At 64.5% G+C, this 24,245-nt stretch carries 29 protein-coding genes; 15 read left to right on the top strand and 14 right to left on the bottom strand.

Features of this window, described 5'->3' with window-relative positions; translation table 11 throughout:
* The first annotated feature begins 384 nt into the window (after window positions 1-384).
* From OWC48_RS37510 to OWC48_RS37475, 8 genes are all read left to right on the top strand, one after another.
* The gene (locus OWC48_RS37510) at window positions 385-627 is read left to right on the top strand and encodes a hypothetical protein (RefSeq protein WP_282524500.1); all 243 of its coding nucleotides are present in this window, start codon (window positions 385-387) and stop codon (window positions 625-627) included.
* A 16-nt stretch (window positions 628-643) separates the two neighbouring features.
* A complete protein-coding gene (locus tag OWC48_RS37505) occupies window positions 644-1,165 on the top strand; it encodes a hypothetical protein (protein ID WP_282524499.1) in 522 nt (173 codons plus the stop codon).
* A 101-nt stretch (window positions 1,166-1,266) separates the two neighbouring features.
* Window positions 1,267-1,851, top strand: coding sequence for a HutD family protein (locus tag OWC48_RS37500; protein ID WP_282524498.1), 585 nt, complete (start codon window positions 1,267-1,269; stop codon window positions 1,849-1,851).
* A gap of 126 nt (window positions 1,852-1,977) precedes the next feature.
* Complete coding sequence (locus OWC48_RS37495; RefSeq protein ID WP_282524497.1) at window positions 1,978-3,171, top strand: adenylate/guanylate cyclase domain-containing protein; 1,194 nt, start codon at window positions 1,978-1,980, stop codon at window positions 3,169-3,171.
* A gap of 701 nt (window positions 3,172-3,872) precedes the next feature.
* Window positions 3,873-4,085 (top strand): hypothetical protein, encoded by a 213-nt coding sequence (locus OWC48_RS37490; RefSeq protein ID WP_282524496.1) that lies wholly within the window; start codon window positions 3,873-3,875, stop codon window positions 4,083-4,085.
* Between the two features lie 83 nt (window positions 4,086-4,168).
* Window positions 4,169-4,354 (top strand): hypothetical protein, encoded by a 186-nt coding sequence (locus OWC48_RS37485; protein ID WP_282524495.1) that lies wholly within the window; start codon window positions 4,169-4,171, stop codon window positions 4,352-4,354.
* A gap of 1 nt (window position 4,355) precedes the next feature.
* Window positions 4,356-4,568 carry a hypothetical protein gene (locus OWC48_RS37480; RefSeq protein WP_282524494.1) on the top strand — a complete coding sequence of 71 codons (213 nt, stop codon included), beginning with the start codon at window positions 4,356-4,358 and terminating at the stop codon, window positions 4,566-4,568.
* An 89-nt stretch (window positions 4,569-4,657) separates the two neighbouring features.
* Window positions 4,658-5,455 carry an adenylate/guanylate cyclase domain-containing protein gene (locus OWC48_RS37475; RefSeq protein ID WP_282524493.1) on the top strand — a complete coding sequence of 266 codons (798 nt, stop codon included), beginning with the start codon at window positions 4,658-4,660 and terminating at the stop codon, window positions 5,453-5,455.
* Between the two features lie 53 nt (window positions 5,456-5,508).
* Here OWC48_RS37475 and OWC48_RS37470 read toward each other — a convergent pair whose 3' ends face one another.
* The 6 genes from OWC48_RS37470 to OWC48_RS37445 all read right to left on the bottom strand — a co-directional run bounded on the left by OWC48_RS37470 (window position 5,509) and on the right by OWC48_RS37445 (window position 10,495).
* Entirely contained in the window at window positions 5,509-6,282 is a 774-nt protein-coding gene (locus OWC48_RS37470; protein WP_282524492.1) for an amino acid ABC transporter ATP-binding protein, read from the bottom strand.
* Window positions 6,283-6,293: 11 nt separating this feature from the next.
* Window positions 6,294-7,136 (bottom strand): transporter substrate-binding domain-containing protein, encoded by an 843-nt coding sequence (locus OWC48_RS37465; protein ID WP_282524491.1) that lies wholly within the window; start codon window positions 7,134-7,136, stop codon window positions 6,294-6,296.
* Between the two features lie 25 nt (window positions 7,137-7,161).
* Complete coding sequence (locus OWC48_RS37460; RefSeq protein ID WP_282524490.1) at window positions 7,162-7,803, bottom strand: amino acid ABC transporter permease; 642 nt, start codon at window positions 7,801-7,803, stop codon at window positions 7,162-7,164.
* A 9-nt stretch (window positions 7,804-7,812) separates the two neighbouring features.
* The gene (locus OWC48_RS37455; protein WP_166082181.1) at window positions 7,813-8,481 is read right to left on the bottom strand and encodes an amino acid ABC transporter permease; all 669 of its coding nucleotides are present in this window, start codon (window positions 8,479-8,481) and stop codon (window positions 7,813-7,815) included.
* Between the two features lie 81 nt (window positions 8,482-8,562).
* Window positions 8,563-9,642, bottom strand: a complete 1,080-nt coding sequence (locus tag OWC48_RS37450; protein ID WP_282524489.1) for a Gfo/Idh/MocA family protein — start codon at window positions 9,640-9,642, stop codon at window positions 8,563-8,565.
* Window positions 9,643-9,661: 19 nt separating this feature from the next.
* On the bottom strand, window positions 9,662-10,495 hold the full coding sequence (locus tag OWC48_RS37445) for a sugar phosphate isomerase/epimerase (protein WP_282524488.1): 834 nt from the start codon (window positions 10,493-10,495) through the stop codon (window positions 9,662-9,664).
* 213 nt (window positions 10,496-10,708) lie between these two features.
* Between OWC48_RS37445 and OWC48_RS37440 the strand changes: the two genes are divergently transcribed.
* Entirely contained in the window at window positions 10,709-11,377 is a 669-nt protein-coding gene (locus tag OWC48_RS37440) for a TetR family transcriptional regulator (RefSeq protein WP_282524487.1), read from the top strand.
* A 34-nt stretch (window positions 11,378-11,411) separates the two neighbouring features.
* Here OWC48_RS37440 and OWC48_RS37435 read toward each other — a convergent pair whose 3' ends face one another.
* The 3 genes from OWC48_RS37435 to OWC48_RS37425 all read right to left on the bottom strand — a co-directional run bounded on the left by OWC48_RS37435 (window position 11,412) and on the right by OWC48_RS37425 (window position 14,205).
* Window positions 11,412-11,855 carry a DoxX family protein gene (locus tag OWC48_RS37435; protein WP_282524486.1) on the bottom strand — a complete coding sequence of 148 codons (444 nt, stop codon included), beginning with the start codon at window positions 11,853-11,855 and terminating at the stop codon, window positions 11,412-11,414.
* A 79-nt stretch (window positions 11,856-11,934) separates the two neighbouring features.
* A complete protein-coding gene (locus tag OWC48_RS37430; protein ID WP_282524485.1) occupies window positions 11,935-12,672 on the bottom strand; it encodes an SDR family oxidoreductase in 738 nt (245 codons plus the stop codon).
* 126 nt (window positions 12,673-12,798) lie between these two features.
* Window positions 12,799-14,205 carry a DHA2 family efflux MFS transporter permease subunit gene (locus OWC48_RS37425; RefSeq protein WP_282524484.1) on the bottom strand — a complete coding sequence of 469 codons (1,407 nt, stop codon included), beginning with the start codon at window positions 14,203-14,205 and terminating at the stop codon, window positions 12,799-12,801.
* A gap of 234 nt (window positions 14,206-14,439) precedes the next feature.
* Between OWC48_RS37425 and OWC48_RS37420 the strand changes: the two genes are divergently transcribed.
* From OWC48_RS37420 to OWC48_RS37395, 6 genes are all read left to right on the top strand, one after another.
* Window positions 14,440-14,748 (top strand): hypothetical protein, encoded by a 309-nt coding sequence (locus OWC48_RS37420; protein ID WP_063986663.1) that lies wholly within the window; start codon window positions 14,440-14,442, stop codon window positions 14,746-14,748.
* 20 nt (window positions 14,749-14,768) lie between these two features.
* On the top strand, window positions 14,769-15,659 hold the full coding sequence (locus tag OWC48_RS37415) for a sigma-70 family RNA polymerase sigma factor (RefSeq protein ID WP_282524483.1): 891 nt from the start codon (window positions 14,769-14,771) through the stop codon (window positions 15,657-15,659).
* A gap of 162 nt (window positions 15,660-15,821) precedes the next feature.
* Window positions 15,822-16,331, top strand: coding sequence for a DUF2867 domain-containing protein (locus tag OWC48_RS37410; RefSeq protein ID WP_282524482.1), 510 nt, complete (start codon window positions 15,822-15,824; stop codon window positions 16,329-16,331).
* 250 nt (window positions 16,332-16,581) lie between these two features.
* Entirely contained in the window at window positions 16,582-16,848 is a 267-nt protein-coding gene (locus tag OWC48_RS37405) for a DUF3551 domain-containing protein (RefSeq protein ID WP_282524481.1), read from the top strand.
* A 245-nt stretch (window positions 16,849-17,093) separates the two neighbouring features.
* Window positions 17,094-17,366, top strand: a complete 273-nt coding sequence (locus OWC48_RS37400) for a hypothetical protein (RefSeq protein WP_282524480.1) — start codon at window positions 17,094-17,096, stop codon at window positions 17,364-17,366.
* A gap of 170 nt (window positions 17,367-17,536) precedes the next feature.
* A complete protein-coding gene (locus tag OWC48_RS37395; RefSeq protein WP_282524479.1) occupies window positions 17,537-18,103 on the top strand; it encodes a DUF1697 domain-containing protein in 567 nt (188 codons plus the stop codon).
* A 67-nt stretch (window positions 18,104-18,170) separates the two neighbouring features.
* Here the strand turns inward: OWC48_RS37395 and OWC48_RS37390 are convergent, their stop codons facing one another.
* From OWC48_RS37390 to OWC48_RS37370, 5 genes are all read right to left on the bottom strand, one after another.
* The gene (locus tag OWC48_RS37390; RefSeq protein ID WP_282524577.1) at window positions 18,171-18,329 is read right to left on the bottom strand and encodes a hypothetical protein; all 159 of its coding nucleotides are present in this window, start codon (window positions 18,327-18,329) and stop codon (window positions 18,171-18,173) included.
* Window positions 18,330-18,381: 52 nt separating this feature from the next.
* The gene (locus OWC48_RS37385; RefSeq protein WP_282524478.1) at window positions 18,382-18,843 is read right to left on the bottom strand and encodes a universal stress protein; all 462 of its coding nucleotides are present in this window, start codon (window positions 18,841-18,843) and stop codon (window positions 18,382-18,384) included.
* A gap of 625 nt (window positions 18,844-19,468) precedes the next feature.
* Entirely contained in the window at window positions 19,469-20,755 is a 1,287-nt protein-coding gene (locus tag OWC48_RS37380) for a cytochrome c (protein WP_282524477.1), read from the bottom strand.
* Window positions 20,752-21,303 (bottom strand): (2Fe-2S)-binding protein, encoded by a 552-nt coding sequence (locus OWC48_RS37375; protein ID WP_282524476.1) that lies wholly within the window; start codon window positions 21,301-21,303, stop codon window positions 20,752-20,754. The genes OWC48_RS37380 and OWC48_RS37375 overlap by 4 nt, the downstream gene beginning before the upstream one ends.
* On the bottom strand, window positions 21,300-24,080 hold the full coding sequence (locus OWC48_RS37370) for a molybdopterin cofactor-binding domain-containing protein (protein ID WP_282524475.1): 2,781 nt from the start codon (window positions 24,078-24,080) through the stop codon (window positions 21,300-21,302). Before OWC48_RS37370 ends, OWC48_RS37375 begins: the two co-directional genes overlap by 4 nt.
* Between the last annotated feature and the right edge of the window lie 165 nt (window positions 24,081-24,245).

Here is a 24,245-nt window from a genome sequence, read left to right as displayed (position 1 = left end):
ATCAGTGCCTACCTGTGCGAATCCCGGGCAGCCGCAAGATCCGAGTTCTCTGATCCCTCGGCTCGCCATGCCGTCAAATCGCCCGGGAGCAGAATGGGATCGCTCTCAACCCGCTTGTTGCGGCTGACCCCTAAGCCAATGAGTCCGCCCAATACCAACGCGGAGCCTGCAATCATCAACCAGTACGGCAAGTTGAACACGGGCATTGCAATTCTCCCACTCAGAGGAGCGCGTTACGCAATTGCCTGGCCGAAGCGCGAGCCGAATACCTTCAGGTAAGTGTCTGGATTATGCGGCACTCCAAGCTTCGTGCAAGGTACCCAAAAGGGGTAGATTTCTGACCTAAATTGCCGCCGGCGGGGGCAAGGGGAAGCGGCCGCTCAGTTGGCCGACGCCAGCTTCCATAATCCGGGAGCACAACCTCATCGCGCGAGCTGCCCCGAGATCGCGTTGCGCTCCATCCGGGACGAACTCAGGCGCGAGCGCCGCACAATCGCGCGACGGGATGAAACTGCCGGGCAATTTTTGCAGCGTTGTGCGAAGTCCGCGCGCTACGACAAGGAAAGCCGACGGAAATCAACTGCGCTTTCGCTGGCACAAGAATTGCTGAATGCTTCCGCGCAATGATCACAGGAACGAAGCCGTGACCAACGTCAGGTACACCGTCCCGCCGAACTGGACCGCAGGCTCCGACAAGACAGGCGCGAGCAAGAACAAGAATCCGAACGATCCGAACATGCTGACGACGGGCGCCTATGGCAACGCGTTCGAGCTGTTGCTCGACAATCGGACCAACAGCGACGGCACCACCACGGAGACGCTGACCTACAAGAGCTACAGCGGCAAGACCAACGGCAGCTTCTCCGCCACCGCCGAGACGGGGACGGGAGCCGATCTCGGCAGTGCCTACCAGGCGCTGCTCGCCACGCTTCAGGCCAATGGCGAGATGGACGACAAGACCGCCGCGCAGCTCGACGACGCCATGGGCCAGCTCGACACCAAATCCGAGAGCGGCGCCAAGGATGCCGAAGTGTCCGGCGGCGGCCTGCTGGTGCAGTCCGGCGGCCCGGTCTATTTCAACGGCATCTCCGCCTATCAGAACCAGTTCGTGGATTCGCTCGTCAACGAGCTGAGCACCAGGCTGAACCTCGACGCCAAGGCGTGACGGCAATTCATCGCTGGTGAAACCGGTTGGCAAAGCCGGCCCAACCCGCGCATGATGCGCGGGCGATCTCGGCCACATGCCTTCCCGGATAAACTCAAGACATGAAAACCACGCTGCTGAAGTCCGAAGACTACACCCGCTCGCCCTGGAAGAACGGTGGCGGCATCTTCACCGATATCGCGGATGCGCATCGCGCCGACGCGCCGGCGAAGGATTGGGACAGCCTGCTCTGGCGCTTTGCGTCCACGCCGATCGTGGCGCCCGGTCCCTTCTCCTACATGCCCGGCATCGACCGGCTGCAAATGGTCGTCGGCGGGCACGGGCTCGTGCTGAAGTCGCCCAGCCAGGACTTCGACGAGCGCGAACCTTTTACGACGGTGCGCTTCCCGGGCGAGCTCGAGATCGTGACCGCACTCGAGGCGGGTCCCGTCGAGGTCGTCAACCTGATGGCCCGACGCGGCGCGGCGGAGATCGAGCTGCTGGCACTCAGGGAACCCGGCGAGCGGCCTTTGTCCGCCGGCACGCATCTGGTTTACGCGGTTTCCGGCGATTGCAGCATTCGTCTCAATAGCGAAGATATTGTCATCCCCACCGGCTGCACGCTGAAGGTCGAGCTGACCGAGGCGTCCAGGTTGGGACTCGTCTCGGGGCTGGCGGTGCTGGGCTCGATTCAGCTCGTCGGCTAGATCGCAACCGCCGGGCGAATGCGCATAATCCATGCACCTGGCTAGGTTGACGCCGCGGCGCCGGAACACGATATCTGCCCTGATCATGCGGACCGCCGCGCAAGCCACGATATGAACGGGCAGGATATGACCGCGCCAGACCAAAATCGCCCCACCACGCTGTCCGACGGCGTCGTCGACTGGCTGACCAACGGCACGCGCGACGAGCGCTTCATCGACAACATCTTTGCCGAGATGTGCATCCGCCTCCAGCAGGCGGGCATTCCGCTCAAGCGGTCGACGATGCACGTCCGGATCCAGCATCCACAATGGCTCGGCGCCGCCTTCATGTGGTTGGATGGCATGCGCGAGGCGAAGATCTCGCGGGTCGACTTCGACGTGCTCGAGCGATCCGAGTTCATCGGCAGCCCTGTCAGCGAAATGCTGGACGGTGCGAGCGAACTCCGCGAGAACCTCGAAGGCGATCCGTCGCTCGGCCGCAGGCACGCGGTCTATGACGAGATGCGCGCGAAAGGTCTGACCGACTACGTCGCCTGGCCGCTCCATCACACACTCGGCAAGCGCCATCTCGTCACCTTCGCGACCGATCGCCCCGGCGGCTTCGACGACGCGCATCTAGTTGCGCTCAAGAACCTGCTGCCGGTGCTGGCGCTGGTCAGCGAGATCCGCATCAAGAACCGTCTGGCGCGCACGCTGCTGGAGACCTATGTCGGGTCGCATGCCGGCGAGCTGATCCTGGCCGGCGCGACCCGGCGCGGCACCGGCACCACCGTGCGTGCCGCGATCATGATCTGCGACCTCCGCGATTTCACGAAGATCTCCGACAACTGGCCGCGCGATGACGTCATCGATCTGCTCAACGACTATTTCGACGCGATGTCGGAGCCGATCGTGCGGCACGGCGGCGAAATCCTGAAATTCATCGGCGATGGCCTGCTCGCCATTTTCCCGCTCAGCGAGCCCAGCGCCTGCGCAAATCTGCTTCGCGCCGTGACTGAAGCCCGGCAGGCCATGGCTGCGCTGAACGAACGGAACAACGGGACCGGCCGCGCGCCGCTGAATTACGGCATCGGCGTCCACGTCGGCGACGTCATGTACGGCAATATCGGATCGTCCAGCCGGCTCGATTTCACCGTCATCGGTCCCGCCGTCAACATGGCCTCCCGTCTCGAAGCCCTGACCAAGCAGCTGGGACGACCGGTGCTGCTCTCGCGCGCGTTCGCCGAGCTGGTCGAGCGGGAGTTCGAGCTCGAGCATGTCGGCAAATACGAGGTGCGCGGTTTCAGCGATCCGATCGAGCTGTTTGCGTTTCACGGTTGAGGCGGGATGCTCGTCGCCGCCGGATCGTTGAAATCTCGCTGACGCAAGATCGTTGATGACCCGCGCGCCGCCAATTGCGCGGCGTGCGGAGAAATCCCGCCCCTCATTGGCAACGCCGAGCTTGCCATCGTCCCGCACACGCCGGCGGTCCCCGAACGGTCGCCATCGCTGCCCGTCATGGCCTCGATGTGCCGTGATTGACGGTGCATGCGTCCGTCGCTGTGACGTCGATCCTGTTCCGGAATCGGGCGATCGCGCAAAACGCACAATTGCCGGGGTACGTCCGCTGCACGCGACACAAGTCGTGCTTATGGGCAATTCGGACGCGTTGTTGAAAGATATGTTCGCGCAGGACGGCTAGGTTGGCTTCACTGGCGGCGTTGCGATTGGTGCCGCAAGATTTGGTCGAGGACAGTCGATGCGGCTGCCTCGATGCAACAGAAAAGGTGATCGACACATCGGACGCGACCACAAGAGGAGACGCCAATGCCAAACTGTTCCCAAGTTTCTGGAAGTCGAACCGCTCGCTGTGCCGCGTGCGACGGCAAGTTTGGCCTGGTCCGCTACTACTCTTGGCGAAAGCCCCTTTGCTCGAAAAAGTGCGTCGAACGTTTGGCGGCACGCCGGCAGGGTGAGCGCGACTGGTTTGGTCGATTTCCGTCAGTTGTCGACATGTTCTCAGAAAACCGCGCGAGGCGCCTATGACCATGCAGATGTCACAACGAGGAAAGGAATATCTCGAGACGGCGCAGAGCCTGCTGCGCGCGGCCCGGACCATGACGGACATCGCGGTCGCGGCCCGACTCGAGATGCTGGCCAATGACTATCAGCGGCGCGCCGAAAAGGCATCAAGCGTCGATGCGGCGAGGTCATCGGCGCGTTCGGCCGGCACGCGATACGAATCGTACCCGTGATTGCGGGTTGCGCGGCGAGCCGGTCGCCCAACCAGGGCAGGGCCGTCTGGTCAGTTTCCTCTCTTGCCACCCGTGGAGCCGATATGGGCGAAGTTGTTCGACTGGTCACAAGGGCCGAGCGCGAGCGTGCGCGGCTGATCCGCGAAGCACGCGCCATTTATGACGCCGTGTTTCCGCCGGCCGATCCCGACGGCGAGCGGCCCGTCGAGCCGCGGTCGACCACTCGGGCGGCGACGCAGAGCCCGAGCACGTCGAAGGAGCTCTTGTGACATGATCAAGATCATTGCCGTGCTCTGCAGCCTCGCGTCGCCGACGGATTGCCGCGAGCAGATCGTCACGACCTCGGATTTCGCTGACGTGACGATGCAGTCCTGTCTGATGGGAGCGCCACAGCTTGCCGAATGGATGACGCAGCACCCAGCCGAACGTCTTGCGGCGTGGCGCTGCTCGATCGGCAAGCAGGAGGCGCGCAGGGGAGCGTAGGGTGCGAGGAGCCCTGTTGCCAATATAGGAATGTGCGAATACGTTGGTCCCAGGTCCGCCCAAACGTTCCTTCGACTGGCCGCGCGTTCATGCCAAAATTCCTTCGCATCGGAGTCCATCAGTCGAACGTATCGGGATACACGTCGAAGGCGTGGTGTGTCAGGCGCGTCGGCTCGGCGGTTTTCCTGAAGTGGGGCGCCGTGGAGGTCCAAGGCACCGGCGCCGGGCGCAAGGTCTACTGGACGCGCACGCCGCAGGAGAAGACGATTCGGTGCGGCACGGCGCAACGTGCCCAGGATTACGCAAAGGCCGCGATCGGGCGGCGACGTAGCCATCGCTATGAGCCGCTGGCCGGAGTTATCGCGCTCCAGCGCCGATCCGCCGAGCGCGGCACCGATCTCAAGCAGGCGCTCGCCACCATCCTGATCGTGGATATCGTCGGCTCCACCGCAAAGGCCGCGAAGCTCGGCGATGCGCGCTGGACCAAGGTGATGGGCCACTATTACGCAGCCGTCCGCAAGGAGCTGAAGAGCTCGCGCGGAAAGGAAGTCGTGACGACGGGCGACGGCGTGCTGGCGACGTTCAAGGCGCCGGCTGCCGGGATCAGCTGCGCGACCGCGATCCAGAAGGCCGTGCGCACGCTGGGGCTAGAGATCAGGGTCGGCCTGCATGCGGGCGAGTACACGATCAGCGGCGGCGAAATGGTCGGTCTCGCCTTCCATATCGGCACCCGCGTCGCCGCGAAAGCGCGGGCCGGCGAAGTGTTGGTCTCGAGCGCGGTCAAGGATTTGCTGAAGGCGCAATCGACGATCAGCTTCAGGGATCACGGCATGCACCAGCTCAAGGGCGTGCCGGAGCGGTGGAGGCTGTATCGGGTAGAGGCTTGAGGCGTCCGGCAAGGGTGGACACCGGTCCGCCGTCGTGCTGCGCCGGCACGGCTTCAATGATGCGGCAGAATTTCGCCGAGGAATTTTTTGGTGCGCTCGTGCTGCGGGGCCTTGAAGAAGATTTCCGGCTCCGCCTCCTCGACGATCCGTCCCTCCGCCATGAAGATCACGCGGTCGGCGACCTGCCGGGCGAAGCCCATTTCATGGGTGACGCAGATCATGGTCATGCCGTCGGTCGCAAGCCCGATCATGGTGTCGAGCACCTCCTTGACCATTTCGGGGTCGAGCGCCGAGGTCGGCTCGTCGAACAGCATCACTTTGGGCTCCATGCACAGCGCCCGGGCGATCGCCGCGCGCTGCTGCTGGCCGCCGGACAATTGCGCCGGGTATTTGTCCGCCTGGTTGAGGATTTTCACACGGTCGAGCAGCCGCCGCGCGGTCTCCTCCGCCGCCGGGCGCGGAATGCCGCGAGAGCGGATCGGCGCCAGCGTGCAGTTCTCCAGCACCGTCATGTGCGGGAACAGGTTGAATTGCTGGAACACCATGCCGACCTCGCGGCGCACCGCATCGACGGCCTTGCCTTGGCTGCCCAGATGGACGCCGTCGACGACGATCTCGCCCTTCTGGTAACTCTCCAGCGCATTGATGCAGCGGATCAGGGTGGATTTGCCTGACCCGGACGGCCCGCACAGCACGATCTTCTCGCTTGCACGGACCGCCAGGTTGATGTCGGTCAGCACCTGGTACGTGCCGTACCATTTGTTGACACCGCGCATCGCGATCATCGTGTCCGCCGTGATTGCGACCGACTTGGCTGCGACCGACATGGCACTCTCCCTTAGCTGACGGTGAAGGGGATTCCGGGAATGCTGTCGGGAAAGGCCGGCAGCGGGTTGTTCATCCACTTCGGATAGATCCTGGCCCATTCACCGCTGGCGATGATATTGTCGATGAAGCCGTTGACGAAGGCGTTGATCTCCTTCTCGCCGAGCCGCGTGCAGGCGCCGTTATAGAGTTTGGTGAATTCGAGCTTGTTCTCGTAAGTGCCGGGTTTGGATTCGTTGAGGCGTGGAACGTAGAAGATGTTGCCGCCCACCGCCTGCACCTGCCCGGACAGCAGCGCCTGCATGGTCGGCGCATCGCCGTCGAAGCGGCGGATGGTGGTGCCGGGCGGCGCTGCCTTGGTCACGTCGGTGTCCTGCACGCTGCCGCGCGCGACGCCGATGACGTATTTGCCCATGTCGGCCGGCGATTTGATCTCCATCTCCTTCGGCGCGATGAAGGTGATGATGTTGGCGCCATAGGGCTTCGAGAACTGCACCGCCTTGGCGCGCTCGGGCAGCATCGCCATGGTCGCAAACAGGATGTCGACGCGTCCCGACGTCAGCGCCGGGATGCGATTGGCGACGGCCAGCGGTGTGAATTCTGTGGCTACGCCGAGCTCTTTTGCGAACAGCTCGGACAGGTCGGCATCGAGGCCCTCCTGCTTGCCCGAGGAATTGACGAACCCCCAGGGCGGATTGTCGCCCTGGATCCCGATCAGCACCTTGCCGCGCGCCTTGATCTCCGAAGGCGTCACCGCGTAGGCGGCGCGCGACAACACGAACGGCGAGGCGATCGCGGCGGCGCCGAGCGCCAGCATGTGGCGGCGATTGAACCGGGTTGTCCTGCTCTTGGTCATCATTCCCTCCTCTGTGTTGAATTCCTCATCGTGCGGCGGTGACGAGCCGCCGCTCCAGCCACGCGCCATAGAGCGAAAGCGGCCAGCACAGCGCGAAATAGAGCGCGCAGACCAGGCCGAGCACGAGCAGCGGCTTGAAGTTCTGGTTGGAGACGATGGTCCCGGCGCGCATCAGCTCGGTGAAGCCGATGATGGCGGCAAGCGAGGTGCCCTTGATCAGCTGCACCAGGAACCCGATCGTCGCGGGCAGCGAGATGCGGATCGCCTGCGGCAGCACGACATCCTTCATCCGGTCGAGATAGCCGAGGCTGAGCGCCTTGGCGGCCTCGACCTGGCCGCGCGGCACCGCTTCGATCGAGCCGCGCCAGATCTCGCCGAGAAAGGCGCCGGCATGCAGGGTGAAGCCGATCGAGACGGAGACCCAGGGATCGAGCTTCAGCCCGGCGAGCGCGAGCCCGTAATAGACGACGAACAGCTGCATCAGCAGCGGCGTGCCCTGGAACAGCGCGATGTAGGCGGCCGCGCCGCGTTCGAGCCAGCGCCGGCCCGACGTACGTGCCAGCGCGACGCCGAGGCCGGCGACCGAGCCGAGCGCGAAGCCGATCGCGGACAGCGCCAGCGTCCATTTCAGGCCGCTGAGCAGGAACAGGAACTGGTTCTTGTCCATGCGCCGTCCTCACTTCACGGGATAGAGCAGGAAGCGCGCGTTGATCCGCGCGAACATCTGCATCAGCATCCACGACATCGCGAGATAGAGCAGCGTGACGACGCCATAGACCTCGAAGCTGCGGAACGTATTTGTCTCGATCGCCTGTCCGACCGAGGTCAGCTCATAGGCCGAGATCGCCGATGCGATGCTCGTCGTCAGCGTCAGCATGATGAACTGGCTGGTCAGCGAGGGGAAAATCGCGCGCAGCGCCGGCTTCAGCACGATCAGGCGAAAGATCAGCGTCCGGCTCAGGCCGAGTGCCAGTCCCGCCTCGACCTGCCCCTTGTTGATCGACTGCACGCCGCCGCGAATGATCTCGATCGCATAGGCGCCGCCGTTGACGCCGAGCGCGATGATCGCGGTCAGCGTCGGATCGAGGCGGATGCCGACCATCGGCAGCGCGAAGAAGACGAAGTAGATCTGGCCGAGGAATGGCGTGTTGCGGATCGCCTCGACGAAGGCGATGACGAGCCAGCGCAGCGGCGCGAGCCGGGAATCGCGCAGCAGCACGCCGCCGATCCCGATGATCAGCGCCAGCACCATGCCCGACAGCGCCAGGCCGAGCGTGCCGGCACAGCCCCAGAGTAGCTCCGGCAGGCCCTCGATCACGGGTCCGAAATCGAACTTGTAGTTCACCTCGCTCCTCCCTCCGGGCCGCCCTCTTGGCGTGGCCGGGCCGCCCTCTTGGCGTGGCTTGGCCCGTTCGCGTCTGTCCGACTAGGTCGTTGCCTGCTCGCCTTGCCCGAGCGCCGCGTAGCGCTCGCGCAGGTCGATGCGCCGTCGCGCAGTCGCGGCCTCTGCGATCGCGAGCGTCACCAGCAGGCTTCGTGCGCCGTCCTCGACCGGTTGCAGCGATGGCGTCACGCCGCGCACCACGTCGCGGAAATGATCGAGCTGCGCGACGTAAGGATCGATCGACGCCGCATGATTGGCCTGCGCCCGGATCGGCCTGTTCCAGTCCTGCGCGCCGCCTTCCTGTGTCCATTGATCGAGACTTGGGAATTCGATCGCGCCGCGGCGGCCCATCAGGCGGTAGCTGCTCTGGCCGCTGAACGGAAACTCCGGCGCCTCGCCGAGACCCTGTTCCATCGTCCATGGCGTCACCGCGCAGTCGCTGAGGAAGAACGTCCCGAGCGCGCCGTTCTCGAACTCGAGCAGTGCGGCGGCGGTGTCCTCGACCGCGAAGCCGCGCTGCCGGTTCGCGGCGATGGCCTCCACGGCGACGATCTCGCCGACCGCAAAGCGCAGGAAGTCGATCTCGTGGATCAGATTGATCAGGATCGGCCCGCCACCGGCTTGCGACCGCCAGGGCGCCGCCTTGAAATAGTCGGCCGGCTTGTGCGTGGCCCAGATCGCCGAGACGCCGACGACATCTCCGATACGGCCCTCGCCAAGCAGCGCCTTGAGCGCCTTCACCTGCCTATGATGGCGACGGTGATGCCCGACCAGCGACCGGATGCCGGCTTTGCGGACCTCCGCGATCAGGCCGGCGGCGGTCTCGAGCGTATCGGTGACCGGCTTTTCGATCAGGATATGGATGCCGGCCCGCGCGCATGCGATGCCGTTCTCGGCGTGGAGCTGATTGGGCGATGCGATGATCACGGCCTCGGGCCGCGCCTCGTCGAGCAGCTTCCGGTAATCCGCGAAGACGCGTGCGCCGGGCTGCTCGGCTGCGACCTGCTCGGCGTTGACATCGGCGATGCCGGCGAGCTCGTAATCGCCGTGCTCGGCCAGCTTGCGCAGATGCTTGCGCCCGATCAATCCCGCGCCGATCACGCCAATCCTGATTTTTGTCATCTCGTGCATTCCGTTGGGTTTAGGCCCAGCCGTGACAGTCGCGGCGTCTGGCGCCGCGAGCGTGGCCTTCGAGCAGGTTCCTGGTTGCATTGAACGCCGTGGCGATCCGCTCTCTTGCGTCGAGCGCCGGCAACGGCATCTCGACGCTGAGAGCGGCATCAGTGGGCAGTGCCTCCAGCAGTGCGCCGAGGGGCAGAGCACCGTCGCCGGGCGGTAGCCGTCCCGCGCGCGCCTCGGCGATGACGGCCGCGTCCGTTGCCGGCGCTTCGGCGGCGGCATCACAGAGTTGCGCGGCGCGAAGCCAATGGTCGGGAAGCGGGATCAGATCGGCGGCGCGGCCGCCGGAGCGCGCCAGGTGCAACGCGTCGACCAGGATGGAGCCGTTGGTCTGCCCTGCGTCGCGGATGACCGCCGCGGCCTGCGCCAAATTGCCGATCGCGCGCCAGCGCATGAATTCGAGGTCGACGCGCAAGCCGAAGGAGCCGGCGAGTTGACAGAGCTCGGCGAAACGCGCGCTGAGCCGGGACCGATCCGGATCGTCGCCCGAAGCGATGATCGCGGTGGCGCCGAGATCGGCGCCGGCTTCGAGACAGGCTGCGAGCGAGGAGATGTCGATGGCGGGCTTGAGCTGGACCAGCTCGATGTCGCTGACCCGCACGCCCTCGCCGTCAAGCACGCGCTTCAGCGCGCGGTGGGCCTCGGTGCCGACCTGCGTCGGATAGGCCGGCCCGTCGATGGTTGCCGGGATGAAGCGTAGCGCGACGGCGGCAAACCCGGCCCGCGCCGCCTCGGCAACCAGCGCCGTGGGCGCAAGCTCCAACGCGGTGAGGTGGGCAAGGCCGAGCGCGGTCATGGCCTGCGTCCCTGCACGGGCATTCCCGGCAGTCGCTGCTGTCGGGAGCTGGCGCGGCGGTCGCCGATCAAGCGCATGTGTCTCCTCCCTCCTAATTAATCCATAGGTTAATTGATAATTATCCAATCGGATAATTGATGTCAAGTGCCCGCGATTGCGCTATGGAGGAAGGGCGAGGCCGCGACAGGCCGCCGCGAAGGACCAAAGGGCCAGATGCCAGGTGTGAAGAAGCAGCCCGTCCGGGCGGCGAAGCCGGTGCCGATCAAGCGGCGTGACCGCGAGCGGACGCGGCAGGAGATCCTCGACATCGCCTTCGAGGAGTTCGCCGAGAACGGCTTGTCCGGCGGCAACACCGACGCCATCGCCGCCCGCGCCAACATCACCAAGCGGCTGATCTTCTACTACTTCAACTCGAAGGAAGAGCTGTTCACCGCGGTGCTGGAGATGGCCTATGCGGAGATGCGCGCCGCCGAGGAGGATCTGCATCTCGAGGCGCTCGAGCCGGAGGCTGCGATCCGCCGGCTTGCCGAGTTCACCTTCGATTTCCACCAGGACCATCCGCAATTCGTCCGCCTCGTCAGCATCGAGAACATCCATCGCGGACGGCACATGGCCATCAGCCGCAGGCTCAAGGAGATGACGCAGCCGAGCATCAGCCAGATTGCCAAGGTGCTGGAGCGCGGCGCGGCCTGCGGTGCGATCCGGCCCGGCATCGATCCGGTCGAGCTGCACATGACGCTGAATGCGCTGAGCTTCTTCGCGGTCGCCAACCGTCACACCTTCGAGGCGCAATTCGCCTTCGACATGTCCTCGCCGAAGGCGAGGGCGCAGCGCCGCGCCGAGATCGCCGATCTGCTGTGGCGTTGTGTGCGGGGGGATTGAACGGCGGGAGCGGGCAGGGCCGCCCGGCGTGCCTTCAAAGCTCCCGTCCAATCAAGCGGTCCGCGGAAAATCGCCCGCCGCCTCGAAACGACATGTGCAGGGCAACGAGGCCCATCAGGAACGGGTACTCCATGCCGCGATCGATCCAGGCCCATTTGGGGTAATGGATCAGGCAGATCATCGCCATCTGCACGGCGACCATCGGCGCGACGAGGCGAGTGAACAGCCCCGCGGCGAGCATGATGGCCCCGATGGTTTCCAGCAGCATCACGAAATAGCCGAACGCCACCGGGGCCGGAAAATGCAATGAATTGGTGATGAAATTGATGGAGCTCGCGAACGGATTGGCCATGGCGCCGTGGGACTCGCCGAGCAGTTTCGGCAAGCCGTGCGTGAACAGGATCAATCCGAAGGCAACGCGCAGAACCGCATAGGAAACGGGATTGGCGATCTCGTAGACATTGCGCAAGCCAGGCAACAGCAGGACGCGGGGCTGCGCCGCGGAGCCCCGCCCGTGATCGCATCGCTCATGGTCATGATCTCCAGACGATGCGGCTTCAGATGATGCCGCCATTGGCGCGCAGGATCTGGCCGTTGATCCAGCCGCCGTCGGGCCCGACCAGGAACGAGATCGCGCGCGCGATGTCGTCGGGTTCGCCGAGACGATGGAGAGGCGTCCGGTCGATGATCGGCGAGATGTTGTGCTGGTTGGCGTTGTGGAACAGCTCGGTGTTGACGGGGCCCGGCGCGATCGCGTTGACGGTGATGCGCCTCGGCCCCAATTCCTTCGACAGGATGTGGGTGATTGCCTCGATGCCGGCCTTGGTCGCGGCGTAAGCTGCATAGGTCGGCTGATAGAGGCCGACCACGCTGGTCGAGAAATTGACGATCCGGCCGCCCTCGCGCAGCCGCTTCGCCGCTTCACGCAGCGCATAGAAGGTGCCGGTGAGGTTGATCGCGATGGTCTGGTCCCATACCTCGTCGGAGGTCTGGGCCAATGGGGCGACCTTCATGATCCCGGCATTGTTGACGAGCACGTCGACGCCGCCGAACGCCGTCTCGGCCGCGTCGAACAGCGCGCGCACGTCAGCCAGCTTGCTGATGTCGGCCTTGACCGCAATCGCCGCCCCGCCGGCGGCCTTGATCTTCGCCACCAGCGCCTCGGCCGGCGCAGCGCCGCTTGCATAGTTGACGACGACAGCGAGGCCGTCCCGCGCCAGCCGCTCGGCGACCGCGGCGCCAATGCCCTTCGAACTGCCGGTGACGATGGCCGTGCGTGGGTGTTGGATGGTCATGGTGGGTCTCCCTGTCTGGTGAGGGAGATAATAGGCGGGCAGTATGGTTGGATAATCTCTCCGGAATTGGCTTCACTGTTCGATTAGGGCGAACAGTGAATGGTGCGGTATCCGCCGCTGTGCGCGTCACGCATCTTGCTGCGCGGCTGCGCTGGCGATCCGTCGCCGTGCCGGCAGGAAAAGCCCCGCAATCGCGCCGGCCAGCGACAGCGTTGCGGCGAGGCTCATCGCGGCGGCAAATCCGCGCTCGAAATGCGCGGCCGAATCGACTCCGCCGTTGGCCGAGAAGCTCGCCACCAGTGCAGCGATGCCGAACATGCCGCCGAGGAAGCGGCCCATGTTGAAGATGCCGGACACTTTGCCCATTTCTGCCACCGCGACCGAGCTCAGGACGGCGTTCTGCGCCGCCGGCATCGCCATCGAGACGCCGACGCCGGCCAGCACTAGCGGAGCGACGAGAGCGGAGTAGGCAACCGCGGGGCCCACGATCGCCGCGATCCAGCCAAGACCGATCGCCTGCATCAGCAATCCCGTCACCACCAGCGGCCGCTCGCCGAACCTGTTGACGACCGCGCCGGCGATCGGGGCGGTGACGAACAGCGTCGCGGTCCAGGGCAGCAGGCGAAGTCCGGCGCCGAAGGCGTCGAAGCCCAGCGCGGTCTGCAGGAACTGCGGCAGCAGGAACAAGACGCCATACATCGCGGCGTAGAACAGGACGCTGGCGGACATGCCGGAGGCAAGCGCCCGCGATGCGAACAGCCGCATCGGCACCATCGGCGCGGCCGCGCGCAATTCCCAGAGCACGAAGCCGGCGGTGAACACCAGGCCTGACATCAGCGTGCCCATGACTTTGGCGCTCGCCCACCCCACGGCGTTGCCGCGCAACAGGCTCCAGACCAGCGCGAGCGCCGCGAGGGCGACGAGCGACAGTCCGGGGATGTCCAATGCGGCAGCCGGTCCGAAGCTTTCGCGCAAGCGTGCCAGCACGAGGGCGATCGCGATCAGGCCGATCGGCAGGTTGATCCAGAACACCCAGCGCCAGCCGAAATGTTCGGTGATGAAGCCGCCGATGGCGGGGCCGATGATCAGCGCGCAGCCGGTGATACTGGCGAAAATGCCGAGCGCGCGGGCGCGCTCCTCGCGACCGAACGTGCCGCTCAGGATCGCCATCGCCAGCGGCATCACCAGCGCGGCGCCGGCGCCCTGCAGCGCGCGGGCGGCGATCAGCGCGGTGGCGTTGCCGGCGAGCGCACAGGCCGCCGATGCAACGACGAACAGGGCGATCCCGGCCGCGAACATGCGGCGGCGACCGAAGCGGTCGCCGAGCGCGGCGCCGGTCAGGAGCAGCACGGCAAAGGTCAGGTTGAAGGCGTTGACGGTCCATTGCAGCGTCTCGACCGGGCTGCCGAATTCGGCGCGGATGGTCGCGAATGCCGTCGTAATGATCATGGCGTCCAGCGCCATCATGAAGGATGCCAGCGCCGTGACGCCAAGCACCCAGTTCTTCTCGGCGCGATTGGTCGGGGTCTGCATCGCCCTCTCTCCGTGTGTTGCGCCACCCTGTCGCGGCGCGTTCTGCCGGCTAGACGAGGCCGGAGGGGCAAAGGATGCGCCCCGAAATATTTTTTTCCGGGCCGCATCCTTCGCCGGCCGCCAAACGTCCTTGGGGATGACGCGGCCATTGACGCGAGCTTGATCCGGAAAAGCGGGGCACCGGTTGTCTGGGAAAGCCATGCGGGAGGTCGCGACATGAGCAGGGAGCGCGCGATGAAAAGGACGTTGATCAGGTACAAGGCCAAGCCGGAGCTGGCCGACAGGAACGCCGAGCTAGTTTCGGCCGTATTTGCCGAATTGAAGGCGGCCGGGCCGGACGGCGTGCGCTATCTGACGCTGCGGCTGGAGGACGACACCTTCATCCATCTGGTCGAGGCCGCGGCCGAGGACGGCTCGAGCCCGATCCCGAAACTGAGGGCGTTTCAGGCGTTCCAGGACGGCATCCGCGACCGCTGCGCCGAGCCGCCGCTGGTTCGTGATGTGAGGATCGTCGGCAACTACCGTATGCTGGACGAGTCCTGACCAGGCGAGTCGGAGGAACAATGGCGCCAGAGCCACTGGCCACCATCGATATCGAGGCGCTGCTGGCGCGGATGCGGCCGAAGCTGCATCGCTACTGCGCGCGCATGGTCGGCTCGGTCATCGACGGTGAGGACGTGCTGCAGGATGCGCTGATCAAGGCGATGGGAGCGCTGCAATCGGTCACGCCCGCCGTCAATACGGAGGGCTGGCTGTTCCGCATCGCGCACAACACCGCGCTGGATTTCCTGCGCCGCCGCAACCGGCAGGAGGCGCTGCATTCGGCTGAGGAGGTGGAGATGATTGCCGACCAGCTCGATGACGTGGAAAGCCGCCAGATCGCTGCGACCAGCCTGCGCACCTTCATGCGGCTGCCGGTGGCGCAGCGGTCCAGCGTAATCCTGATGGACGTGCTCGGCTGCTCGCTTGCCGAGGTCTGCGACATCATGGATTTCAGCCTGCCGGCGGTGAAGGCCGCGCTGCATCGTGGGCGCACGCAGCTGCGTGAGTTCGCCGGGGAGCCGGACGACGCGCCGCAGCCGGGCCTGTCGGAGGCCGACCGCACGCGGCTCAACGCCTATGTCGGCCGTTTCAATGCCCGCGACTTCGACGCGATCCGCGCCATGATCGCCGATGACGTCAGGCTCGAGCTCGTCAACCGCACCAGGCTGAATGGCAAGGCCGAGGTGTCGCGCTATTTCGGCAATTATTCGAAGATCAGCGACTGGCACCTGGTGACGGGGCAGGTCGACGGACGTCCCGCGATCCTGGTGTTCGATCCGAACGAGCCGAGTGGGCGGCCGAAATATTTCATGCTGTTGAACTGGTCCGCCGACAAGCTCGCCACCATCAGGGATTTTCGTCACGCAGCCTACGTTATCGATGATGCGGAGTGCGTGGTGGATGGAGGTTGAGTGTACGTGGCCGGCAGCGTGGTCTGCGCTTCAGTTTCAATGACCGCTGAGCGGGAAGGGGGCATCGACCTGCCCAGTGGCCTCGCCGCTTGTTGGTGAGGCTAGCAGGTGCTATTGGTCTCCACCACCTCTTCGCTTCCATTCAGTCCGGGCGGAACATCTATGGCGCGCGTTGCTCGAGTGGATTTGCCCCAACATTCGGTGCTCGAGCCGCTCTACGCCAATGCGGGCTTCGCTGACGCATTCGCGATCGATCTGCCGAGCCATGCGACGGGCGATGCCGAGCGCCTCGCCACCCATATGCTGATGGGTCAGCCGCGGTGGGTTGGCTGGCTAGTGGCTCTAAGGGACACTTTGGTTGCGGGGTTTGGTCTCAAGACATCGTCTGAGTTGCGCGATGACGTTGCGACCGACAGGATCGATTTCTTTCGGGTCTACGATCGGCGTCGTCATGAGATTATTCTTGGTGAGGACGATCGCCATCTCGACTTCCGTTTGTCCGTTCTGGTTGAAGAGTCCGCTTTGTGCCGCCGACTGGTCGCCACAACGGTCGTGACCTTCAATCATTTGGGAGGGCGGGCCTATATCGCGGGAATCGCGCCATTCCATCGCCTGATCGTAAAGTCGTCCTTGCGTCGAGCCGAGCGATCGGGCTGGCCGCCTGAGCTGTAAGATCGCGCGCCGGCCGGCTGGACCAAATTCGGTACGTGCTGGGTCGGCGACAAGCCCGCCACCATCAGGGATTTTCGTCACGCACCCTGCGTTATCGATGGTGCGGAGTGCGTGGTGGAGCGGAGCACGGGCGTGCCGCCCCTGTGGCACATAACAGCGATTTAATCTCTCCGCCTGCGAAGCATTCGAGATCTGAAGCGTTAGCTCACGAGAGTTCTCGCATCCAGCGAGCGCTACACAGGAGTTCCCCATGCATCGTCATCTTGCCATCGCCGTCCTTGCGGCCGTTTCCGCCCTGACCGTCGCGGCATCCTCTACCGCCGCGTCCGCAACCGAGGTGCAAGACAATTATTGCCTGCAGGGCCGCCAATCGGGCTACCCCGGCAATTGCGAGTTCTCCACCTATGAGCAGTGCCGTGCCACCGCGAGCGGCACCAACGAGAGCTGCGGTATCAACCCGATGCGGGCCTATGCCCCGCAGCAGCAACGGCACGTGCTGCATCGCAGCCGGGATTGAGCGGCAAGCGATGAAGGGCGCCGGCGACGGCGCCCTTGTTCGATGTGGCTGCTCCATCGAAAAAATCCGCAATGCGTCGGGACGCGCGGGCGGCCCGTCGATGGCAAGCAATCCAGCGTTGTCCTCATCATCTCCCGAAATCGCGAAAGACTCGATGCGGCCCTCGATAGCAGACATCGGGACGGCCGCAATCGCGGTGACCGGATTATGCGAGTAACCTCGCGATCGGAGAGGCGAGCGTGATCATGTCCAGGTTCCTGCAATGGTTCTTTCGGAATCGCGAAACCGGTGACATCACGATCGCCCAGGTCCCCAACCTCGTTCTCTGGGTCGTCATCGTGGCCGGTGTCCTGCGCTGGGTCTGGCAGCCGCCGGGCACTGCCGCTATTGCCCTGGACATCGTGTTCAAAGGCGGCCTCATCATTTGGGCCCTCGACGAGATTTTCCGCGGGGTGAACCCATGGCGGCGCTGTCTTGGCGGAGCCGTGCTGGCTTATGAGCTCACGACCTTTCTGTGATGGATCGCCCAGAATACTGCACGAGGCTTGATATTGCCGGCCGGAATACCAGTGGCTTCATGGTGCGGGCTATTACGGTGACAGTGCTTGACTGCACCCCGTAAGATATTTGACCTTGTGAAAGATAGAGCTGGTTAGGACAGCCGACCGAAAACGAGAGCCATCCAACGATGACGACCTACGTGGCCCTGCTTTACAGTGTGGTTCTGCCGCTCGGCCGGCGATTGGCGATGGCCGAGCTGCGTGCCATGGCGCAAGGACTCGGCCTCCACGACCCCAGAACCATCGGTGCAACGGGAAATCTGACGTTTGAGAGCGACAAGGCGTCGATTTCCGAGTTGGAGAAAAATCTCGAAGTCGCCTTCAACGCGCGGTTCGGCAAGCATGTCGCAATTATCGTTCGCAACGCTGAAAGGTGGCGACGCCTGCTGCGCGCAAACCCGTTTCGTGCCGAAGCGACCGCCGATCCGCAAAGGGTCGCCGTTCGCGTGATGCGCAGTCCAATCCCGAAAGGCGGCGAAAACGCCCTGGCGCACTATGTCAGCGATGAACGAATTGCCGTCGCCGGCGGCGATCTCTGGATCCATTTTAGGGGCGATCCATCGCGATCGCGTTTGCTTTCGGCGTTAGGCGCGGGGCGCCTGAAAGGCGTCGGCACCTTGCGCAACGCCAATACGCTAAGGCGAATTGGTGACGCCGTGACCTTGGCCCGATCCAGCTTCGCAGATCGAAAATAAAATCGATCGCTGGCGAAGTGGACCGTCATCGCAATCCCCCGGTCATGGAGCGGTGATCAACTCGATATCACCGCACCCCCGTGCCTTTGCAGCGCTGGCACTTCACCACCTTGTCGCCCTTCTTGAGTAAGCCTTTGCCTTCACAATTCTTGCATTTCTGCTTCTTCTTGATGTTCGGGCCTTTTTCACTGACCATCAAATTCTCCTGCCGCCAGAGAGCGGCCATCGTTTCTTGTACAGTAGCTCAGCGAAACAGCCAGGCGGCGCCGGGTAAGTCCCTATGCCGGCTTCGGCACGACCAACACCGGAATACTTCCGTACACCAGGACCTCGGATGTCTGGCTGCCCAAAAACAGCTTCCTGAGGCCGCGACGCCCATGAGAGGCCATGACGATCAAGTCGCAGCCTCTCGACTCTGCTGCTTCAATGATCGCAGTCGCCGGGTGCGCATTCGGAACGTGCAGGAGTTCCGCAGGCGTGCCGATCTGCTCCGACATGGCGCGCGCCTCATCGAGCACTTTACCCGCTCGGGCTTTGCAGGCTGCGTTGAAGCTGTCAACCTCCTCCTGGGTCGGAATCCATCCAGAGGCGTGTCCGCTCCCATAGTCGACCGGCAGCGCCTCCGTCACCGTGATGATCGTCAGCCTGGCGTTCAAGGCCTTCGCCAGGGCAATGCCATGCTCAACGCCTTTTCGCGCGAGGTCCGACCCATCCGTGCTCAAGAGAATGTTGGCGTACATTCGATCAATCCCTTGCTCTTCGAACAAAGTGATGCCTGGGTAATATGGTCTTATACGCGCTGTGGGTCCATGCGCTTTTTCGGTCTCGCCGTCACGGCCTCGAAAGGCTCGCCTCGCACTGCGTGGACACGCCTGGTTCTCGGTCAGCTAAACTTTTATTCACGTTCGATGCAGGCAACCCAATCTGGCGTGGAGCTCTGTCTCGTGTCCGAGAAGATTGTACGCGCCTCGGAAACTACTTTGTGAGTTGGGAATAAGGACGCGGCAACGCACGTCTATGAGTGGTGGATCGGATCTCTTGCCTCGCGGGAGATCACCAAATCGAAAGGAACCGCCACCATGACTACATTCAAAAAAAATCCCATCGGGTCAGTCCTGTCCAAGGCCTTGTTGACCGGACTGGTCGTCACCGCAATCTTCAGCACGCCGCTCCAGGCGCGTGAGCACCGCACCAGCGATCGACACACCGAACAGAGCGTGGGGTCGAGCTCTCGCATCGAGCGCGAGCGATCAGTCGCTGCGCCGGCCTACCACGCATTTGCGGCAGTGCCCTCGGATCAACCGGGTGGAGTTTGCGACCACGGGGATAACCCGATGATATGTTGAGCATCCGACCTTGCCGGCGTTACGGTGACAGTGCACGTAGCGCGCGCACGTCCGCCGCCGTCACGTCGCCTTTCTGCCCACCGAAGGTGACGCGCAGATAGTTCGCCAACTCGGCCGCCTCGCTATCGCTCAGCTTGTCGGAAAATCCCGGCATCGCCTCCATGCTCTCGGAATGCGGGAAATTATTCCGTCCGACACCGTCCAGCATGGCAACGATCAGATTGCGCGGATCAGCAAGGCGCGGCGTGCTGTTGTTGCGTATCGCGACCACCGTATTGGGTACGCCGTTGCCGTCGAGGCCGTGGCAGCCGGCGCACAATGCCACGTAGCTCAGTCGCCCCGCACCAGTTGCTGCCGCGCGGACTTGCGCCGGATCGATGGCCGGCGGTCGGACTGGCAGCGGGTCGTCGCCGAGCAGATAGGTTGTGACGGCATCGAGATCCTCGGCCGTCATGTTCCTGGTGCTGAGCGCGACCACCGTACGCATGTCCGCGAAGGCCCAGCTTTGCTGCGCGGTCCCGCGCATGAGAAATGCACGCAAACCCGCAGCGGTCCAGCCGCGGGCCGCCAACGCTGCCGGAGTGATGTCTGGCGCAGCGACGCGGCCGAGCGCAAACCCGGTCAATGACTGCGACAGCTTCATCTCACCTGCGATGCCGCGCGGTGTATGGCATTCGCCGCAATGCCCCAGTACGTTCACCAGGTATCGCCCGCGCTGCCATGCCGGGGACCGACCGGTGGATACCGCAGGTAGCTTGTCGCTCAGGAACAGCAAGTTCCAGCCGACCATGCCGAGGCGCAGGTTGAAGGGAAATCTCAACTCTGTTTTTGGGCCCGCCACCTTCATCGGGCGCAGCTGCATCACATAGGCATAGATTGCGTCCGAATCCGCGCGCGTCATGTCGCGGTAGGACGTGTACGGCATGGCGGGATAGAGCTGCCGCCCGTCGCGCCTGACGCCGCTGTGCAGAGCATGCCAGAAATCCTCCGCGCTCCAGCGGCCGATCCCCACATCGGGATCAGGTGTGATGTTGGTCGCGTAAATCGTGCCGAAGCCGCTCTGCATGGGCAGACCGCCCGCAAACGGTGCGCCGCCCGGGGCCGTGTGGCAGGCGGCGCAGTCCGCCGCCGCGGCCAGATATTTTCCGCGCGTGACGGCGTCGGCAGAGGCGTTGGCGACCTGCACAGGGCCGCCGATCTTTCCCGCCAGCAGGTTCTGCAACGCAAACGCGGCAGTGGCGATAACCGCGATCAGGATCACCGCGGCGATGACCAAGGCCCAGCGGCCGGGGCGGTGGAGGGTCATCCCACGTCCCGTGTCAGGCCGGGCGTCGCCAGGATCACGTCGCGCACCGCCTGATAGTAGCGAACGTATCCGGTGCAGCGGCAGATGTGCGCCTCCAGCGCCGCGGCCACCGTCGCCTCGACCTGGCCACGGGGCACCGGCGTGCGCGCGAGCCGTTCGATCAGCACGGTGGCCGCCATGACGAAGCCCGGCGTGCAGTAGCCGCACTGGAAGCTGAACTGGTCGAGGAAGGCCTGCTGCACCGGGGAGAGTGAGAGGATCTCGCCCTTGTCGTTGTGCCGGGCGATGCCCTCGATGGTGCGGATGCGCTTTCCGTCGAAGAATCCGGCGCCGGTGATGCAGGTCCGCACCTCTTCGCTGGTGCCATCGTCCCGGTCCCAGATCACGACGCAGGCATGACAGATGCCGATGCCGCAGCCCAGGCGAGACCCGGTGAGGTCGAGTATTTCGTGCAGCAGATCGATCATCATCAAGCCGTCCGGCACATCGATGGGGCCGCGTTGCCGGCCGTCGATGGTTACCGTCAGCGGGCGGGTCGGCAGGCTCATCCCAGCACCGCCAGAATCTGGTCCGGCGTGACCGGCAATGTGCGGAAACGATGGCCGATGGCATGCGCGATGCCGTTCACGATCGCTGACATGATCGGTATCACCGTCGCTTCGGCCATGCCCTTCGGCGGCTCGCTTTCTGACAGCGGCTGCAAGATCTCAGCGGTCTGCGTCCATGCCGCCACATCGCTGCCGCGCGGGAGGTGATAGCGATTGAAATTCCAGGTGCCGTTGCCGGGACCGTCCTCGTAGAGCGGCATGTGCTCATGCAATGCGAGGCCGATGCCGGTGGCGGTGCCACCCTGGATCTGGCCCGACACCAGGTCCGGCACCAGCATTGTGCCGCAGTCCAGGATCGTGTGGTGCGAGAGCAGCGTCACTTTTCCGCTGGCCGCGTCCACCACGAGCTCGGCCAGCGTGCCGGCCGCGGTGCAGTAGCCAACCATCGCGTGGTAGTTCTGGGTCGGCGGAAAGATCACGGCCTGGCGGTCGAGCACGTGATAGCGACCTTGTAGGGCACCCGGCTTTGACACGTCCCCGCCCTCGCCATACCGCACCGACAGCGCGTCCACGGGCGCGTGTACCGCGACGTTGTTCACAACGAAGTCGGCTTCGGCCCATCGCCAGCGGTTGAAGCCGTGCACCGCTGCGCCGACCACGAGACCGCGCGCATGCGCCTCCCGCACCAGCCGGACCAGTGGCAGCGGCTCCAGGCCCTCGACCGTCAGTGATCCATCGCGCCAGCGCGCATCCTCGATCGATGGCACGCGCGATCCCGCCGGTGCGTCGCGTGTCCAGATCGCCAACGCGGCTGGCAACAGCCCGTGGACATAAACGATACGCGCCGCCTCGCGGGTCGTATGCGAGAGGTAGTAGGATGAGTTGCTGGCACTGGACGCCGACGCGTAGGCGGGGCTCCAGCGCGGGTTCTCCGCCAGGCGGTCCTGATCTGCCTGACTCATCGCTCGCGGATCGCCGCTCGTTTCTACCGGCAGATCGGACCAGTCAGTGACGGCAAGCTCGACCGCATCGGCCGGCCGGCCCAGCCAGCGCACGCAGGCCACGGCCTGTCCCGACGACAAGCCTGTGCCGATCTCGGCACCGCTGTTGGAAACCATGATGCGTCCATCGGGCGCGAGCTCGACCTTGGCGAGACTGGCTTCCGCCCCATTTCCAAAGCGCCACTGGATGCAGCCGAAGCCGACCCCGTAGTATTTTCCGGGATGGTCGGCGTCGAAGGCCTGCTTGCGCGCGCCGCGGCCGCTCCACAGCGCGTGGGCGCGGGCTTTTTCCAGCACCGCCTCGGCGCGCAGAACGCCGGTCGGGATCGCACCCTGGGTGTTTCTCATTCCTGTCTTCAGTACGTTTCGCAGGCGGAACTCGATGGGATCAAGACCAAGTTCGCCAGCGATATCGTCCATCATCAGTTCGGTCGCCGTCATGGTTTCAAGAGCGCCGTAGCCGCGCGCCGAGCCGGCATCGACGGCGCGCGACGCAATGGCGGTCGCGGTAACATCGGTCTTCGGGAAATAGTAGGCCGACCCAAGCGATGTCGCGCCTACCTTGATGAGAAGGTCTGAGACATTCTTGCGGCCCCCGCCATTTGCGACGATCCCGGCCCGCAATGACTGCAGCAAACCGGTGCGGCGCTCGATCGCCACGGTATAGTCCATGCTGAGCTGGTGCCGTTTGAGACCAGCCTGGAATTGCTCGAACCGATCGTTGGCGAGGCGCACCGGCCGACTGCCGCCGTAGACGGCGGCGATGAGGCCGTAATACGGCATGCTGCAACTGTCCTTCGCGCCATAGCCGACTGTGAAGCAGGGATACAGGAACAGCCGCTTCAACCCGATGCGACTGCTTTGCAGCATGGTCGCCGCGCCTTTCGCCACCTCCTGCGGCGACTGCGTCGGCACGACCAGGTGCAGTTCCTGCTTGTCGCTATCGTACCAGCCATTGGCGTTGTCGGGCTCGAGTGCCGCGGTGTCGCCCGACTGCGTCGCGTAGCGGCGCTTCAGGACAACCCATTCGGCGGGTGGTTGCGCCAGCTCGTCGCCGATGGCCGTGGCGTGGTACATGCCCCGCGCTCCAAGTTCGCCGTCGCGCGCCGGCGCGGGCCAGACGGGCTCATGCTTTTCGTAGCCGGGGGAAATCGGCCCGTCCTTGAGGCAGGAAAACACGTCATCGTCGTAGGGCGTGTTGCCGCCCACCCGCACGAAACGGGACGTGCCCCATGGATCGCGCTGCAGTGGCCCGGTGCTCGCGCCGTAGCGAATGACGGCGTCGTTGAACTGCAACTTTTCCTTGGCGAAGCGGAAGCGGACGAAATCATGAAAGACCAGAATCGCGACGGCCTGGCCCAGATAGGCCGGCGTCTTGCCTTCCGGCAGCAGAGTGTCCTCGCCGTAGAAGTCAGGGAATGCGAGCCCGTCGCGCGTCAAATCCGCTGCTGTCACCACGCGGTCGGGCTTGAGGTCGTCGCCGAGCAGCGACAGGTCGAAGCCGGCGTAGATGCGATCGGCTCTGGTCGTGCGGAGCACCAGGGCGTGAGACTGCTGCTGCGGCCAATGCGGCATGTCCCGTGCGCGAAGGTCGCGTGCGAACACCTTCGCTCCAATGACCTTCGAGGTGCCGTCGATTCGATATTTCAGGACGCCATCAGTGGCACCCCAGTCCGGTCGCGTCAGCAGCCGTTGTTCGAATAGCGACGCAAAGGCCTGGCTGCCCAGCGGGGCCACGTACACGGCAATGCCGCCGATCAGGCTCGCGCGCAGCACCTGCCGGCGCGACGGCCGCGAGCCGGCTCCCGGAGTGGAGCGCATATCCAGTGAAGGCGTTCGCACGACGATTGCCCCGACTCGATCACGTCAGCGATTCGAGGGACCGATCCGGCGATCCATCCGCTCGTCCGCATCCGCATGATGGCATAAAATGCCGAATCG

Origin of the sequence: Bradyrhizobium sp. Arg816, assembly GCF_029989365.1 — a bacterium.
In the GTDB taxonomy this organism is placed as follows: domain Bacteria; phylum Pseudomonadota; class Alphaproteobacteria; order Rhizobiales; family Xanthobacteraceae; genus Bradyrhizobium.
This window is presented reverse-complemented; position numbering and strand designations above follow the sequence as displayed.

Bases quoted from the DNA above. Each gene is read 5' to 3' on its own strand.
- OWC48_RS37475 (WP_282524493.1), top strand. From the start codon at position 4,658: ATGCCAAAATTCCTTCGCATCGGAGTCCATCAGTCGAACGTATCGGGA.
- OWC48_RS37380 (WP_282524477.1), bottom strand. From the start codon at position 20,755: ATGACCCTCCACCGCCCCGGCCGCTGGGCCTTGGTCATCGCCGCGGTG.
- OWC48_RS37420 (WP_063986663.1), top strand. From the start codon at position 14,440: ATGAAAAGGACGTTGATCAGGTACAAGGCCAAGCCGGAGCTGGCCGAC.
- OWC48_RS37480 (WP_282524494.1), top strand. From the start codon at position 4,356: ATGATCAAGATCATTGCCGTGCTCTGCAGCCTCGCGTCGCCGACGGAT.
- OWC48_RS37425 (WP_282524484.1), bottom strand. From the start codon at position 14,205: ATGCAGACCCCGACCAATCGCGCCGAGAAGAACTGGGTGCTTGGCGTC.
- OWC48_RS37485 (WP_282524495.1), top strand. From the start codon at position 4,169: ATGGGCGAAGTTGTTCGACTGGTCACAAGGGCCGAGCGCGAGCGTGCG.
- OWC48_RS37400 (WP_282524480.1), top strand. From the start codon at position 17,094: ATGTCCAGGTTCCTGCAATGGTTCTTTCGGAATCGCGAAACCGGTGAC.
- OWC48_RS37415 (WP_282524483.1), top strand. From the start codon at position 14,769: ATGGCGCCAGAGCCACTGGCCACCATCGATATCGAGGCGCTGCTGGCG.
- OWC48_RS37390 (WP_282524577.1), bottom strand. From the start codon at position 18,329: ATGGCCGCTCTCTGGCGGCAGGAGAATTTGATGGTCAGTGAAAAAGGC.
- OWC48_RS37445 (WP_282524488.1), bottom strand. From the start codon at position 10,495: ATGACCGCGCTCGGCCTTGCCCACCTCACCGCGTTGGAGCTTGCGCCC.
- OWC48_RS37495 (WP_282524497.1), top strand. From the start codon at position 1,978: ATGACCGCGCCAGACCAAAATCGCCCCACCACGCTGTCCGACGGCGTC.
- OWC48_RS37395 (WP_282524479.1), top strand. From the start codon at position 17,537: ATGACGACCTACGTGGCCCTGCTTTACAGTGTGGTTCTGCCGCTCGGC.
- OWC48_RS37405 (WP_282524481.1), top strand. From the start codon at position 16,582: ATGCATCGTCATCTTGCCATCGCCGTCCTTGCGGCCGTTTCCGCCCTG.
- OWC48_RS37430 (WP_282524485.1), bottom strand. From the start codon at position 12,672: ATGACCATCCAACACCCACGCACGGCCATCGTCACCGGCAGTTCGAAG.
- OWC48_RS37465 (WP_282524491.1), bottom strand. From the start codon at position 7,136: ATGACCAAGAGCAGGACAACCCGGTTCAATCGCCGCCACATGCTGGCG.
- OWC48_RS37450 (WP_282524489.1), bottom strand. From the start codon at position 9,642: ATGACAAAAATCAGGATTGGCGTGATCGGCGCGGGATTGATCGGGCGC.
- OWC48_RS37470 (WP_282524492.1), bottom strand. From the start codon at position 6,282: ATGTCGGTCGCAGCCAAGTCGGTCGCAATCACGGCGGACACGATGATC.
- OWC48_RS37490 (WP_282524496.1), top strand. From the start codon at position 3,873: ATGACCATGCAGATGTCACAACGAGGAAAGGAATATCTCGAGACGGCG.
- OWC48_RS37500 (WP_282524498.1), top strand. From the start codon at position 1,267: ATGAAAACCACGCTGCTGAAGTCCGAAGACTACACCCGCTCGCCCTGG.
- OWC48_RS37440 (WP_282524487.1), top strand. From the start codon at position 10,709: ATGCCAGGTGTGAAGAAGCAGCCCGTCCGGGCGGCGAAGCCGGTGCCG.
- OWC48_RS37375 (WP_282524476.1), bottom strand. From the start codon at position 21,303: ATGAGCCTGCCGACCCGCCCGCTGACGGTAACCATCGACGGCCGGCAA.
- OWC48_RS37385 (WP_282524478.1), bottom strand. From the start codon at position 18,843: ATGTACGCCAACATTCTCTTGAGCACGGATGGGTCGGACCTCGCGCGA.
- OWC48_RS37460 (WP_282524490.1), bottom strand. From the start codon at position 7,803: ATGGACAAGAACCAGTTCCTGTTCCTGCTCAGCGGCCTGAAATGGACG.
- OWC48_RS37410 (WP_282524482.1), top strand. From the start codon at position 15,822: ATGGCGCGCGTTGCTCGAGTGGATTTGCCCCAACATTCGGTGCTCGAG.